The sequence below is a fragment of the Vibrio sp. Vb0888 genome (assembly GCF_033338835.1).
Taxonomy (GTDB): Bacteria; Pseudomonadota; Gammaproteobacteria; order Enterobacterales; family Vibrionaceae; genus Vibrio; species Vibrio alginolyticus.
The window spans coordinates 1-2,247 of record NZ_JAWOTL010000052.1 but is presented as its reverse complement, the minus strand read 5'-3'; the positions used below and the strand labels follow the sequence as shown (position 1 = coordinate 2,247).

Sequence of the window (2,247 nt, the reverse complement as noted above, 5' to 3'; positions counted from 1 at the left end):
GTAATTCATCCGCGACATTTTGCACTTCTTTCTTCGTATTACAGAACACCACCGCCGACTCTGGTTGGTAAGTCAAAAGAAGATTCGCTAGCGCCTCATCACGCGCTTCAGTTCCTTCTACTTTGTAGAAGTATTGAGCAATGCTGGAAGTATCGTGAGTCGATTCAACCTTGATCATCTCTGGCGATTTCATAATACGCTGAGCGATTTTCTCGATCTTCTCTGGGAATGTGGCGCTAAACAACAATGTCTGACGCTGTTTAGGCGCCGCATTAATAATTGCATCTAAAGCATCTTGGAAGCCCATTTCTAGCATACGATCGGCTTCATCCAGCACCAGTGTATTCAGTTCTTCCAAGTTAATACGGCCTTTCTCAAGGTGATCCAGAATACGCCCCGGAGTACCAACAAGGATATGTGCACCATGCTCTAACGAACCAATTTGCGGTCCCATCGGCATACCGCCGCACAACGTAAGTACTTTAATGTTATGGATACCACGCCCTAGCGTTCGAATTTCTTTAGCAACTTGATCCGCCAGTTCGCGAGTCGGACACAGCACCAAAGCCTGCACGCGAAATCGTTTTACGTTTAGATTTGATAGCACGCCAAGACCAAACGCCGCTGTTTTACCCGAGCCCGTTTTACCCTGACCAATTACGTCACGCTGATTCAAAATCGCCGGTAAGCTTAACGCTTGAATTGGCGTCATATGGGTGTAGTTCAATGAATCCAGCGTTTCTAGTAGCGCTGGGTTCAGGCCTACTTGGTCAAAAGTTTGTTTGCTCACAGGGAATATCCTCAGGTGGGATGAAAAAGAGGGCACATTATCGCCAGATTTTCTGGGAAGACCAGTGAAAATTAACCATTGTTAATGAGTATTGAAACAAAAGCGAGTACATTCAGGCACTCTACTATCATTATGGACGACGGACATGACCACTTGGATCACTTTGCCTTTTGCTCAACTAACTACCTTACAACTGTATGAGATGCTGCGCTTACGCGTCGACGTGTTCGTCGTCGAGCAAACTTGCCCGTACCCGGAGCTAGATGGTAAGGATATTATTGACGGCGTTCATCACCTACTCGGCTACCACAATGATGAATTAGTTGCCTGCGCTCGGCTTCTACCAGCTGGAACCACTTACGATAACGTCAGTATTGGCCGAGTCGTGACCAAACAAACAGCCCGAGGTGGTGGCTTAGGCCATCAGCTAATCACACGAGCCATCCAAGCATGTTCTACGTTATGGCCCGAAAAAACCATAGACATTGGTGCACAAGAACATCTTATCGATTTTTATGCTCACCATGGATTTGAAGTTATTTCTGACAGTTACTTAGAAGATGGAATTCCACACGTAGACATGCGCAGGAAGCATTCGACTCAATAAACCTCTACAAAACTGCAATAAAAAAGACGCGAGATGATCGCGTCTTTTTTAAATCTACAACGGAAACTATTTGTTTCTGCCGAAGCTGCCATCCGATAGACGGAAGAACATAACCGAATGATCGCTCTTTTCCAGTTGCAACATATCTAACTGGCCGTTTTCTGAGAGTTTAAAACGGATGAGTTGCCCCTGCTTGATATGGCTCAGTGGCTTATCGCTTCCTTCTATTTTTACTAAGGCGCTAAGGTCAGCCATAGAAAGCTGATTGTTGCGAAAAACTTGAGCTAACGTATCACCATTCTTCACATGGTACTCTTTCCAGTCTTCTGACTTAGGCCCCGAGTTTTGCGACGTACGTTGCTGACTCAGGCTTTGCGCATTTAACTGGATCGCAACACGCTGGCTATCCACTTCACCCTGCTGTTCGACTAACGCTTCCGTCTTTTTCGGTAACGGTACAATCAGAAGTAGAAGTAATAATGGCATTAACACCATCAAAGCTCGTTGATGGAATTTAGGTAAGCGCTGCCAAAATGCCTTGATTGGTTCTACACGTTCCAACCACTTACTTTTGTTGAACGGCTGCTTCCAGTTGATAGCAGCGAACTTTTGTTTGACCAACTCGACGTAGTCGACTTGCTGCTTTTTCTTTCTGCGACGATTCATGTTGATGTGTCCCTTAATACTTCTACTACCAGTATAAAAATACCAGCGCGGAGAGTATATGGTTTTGACTAAAGTAAAATGGAATTTGGTTTAAATTAGCAGAAATTTCACTTGGAGTAAGAGATAAGTCACACGCTGACTGGTCAGATAACGCAATCGCCAGCAATTATTTAAACCTAAGCTC

General features: G+C 44.9%; 3 protein-coding genes. 1 reads left to right on the top strand and 2 read right to left on the bottom strand.

Translation table 11 applies throughout. The features are described 5' to 3' along the window. Positions 1-790 (bottom strand): DEAD/DEAH box helicase (locus R7P72_RS23645; RefSeq protein WP_318110778.1); only part of this gene is annotated, 790 nt, incomplete at its 3' end. Positions 791-935: 145 nt separating this feature from the next. Between R7P72_RS23645 and R7P72_RS23640 the strand changes: the two genes are divergently transcribed. Next, complete coding sequence (locus R7P72_RS23640; RefSeq protein WP_046265221.1) at positions 936-1,397, top strand: GNAT family N-acetyltransferase; 462 nt, start codon at positions 936-938, stop codon at positions 1,395-1,397. 66 nt (positions 1,398-1,463) lie between these two features. Here R7P72_RS23640 and R7P72_RS23635 read toward each other — a convergent pair whose 3' ends face one another. Continuing rightward, positions 1,464-2,063: a LysM-like peptidoglycan-binding domain-containing protein gene (locus R7P72_RS23635; RefSeq protein ID WP_020904298.1), complete on the bottom strand. Its 600-nt coding sequence runs from the start codon at positions 2,061-2,063 to the stop codon at positions 1,464-1,466. Positions 2,064-2,247: the final 184 nt, after the last annotated feature.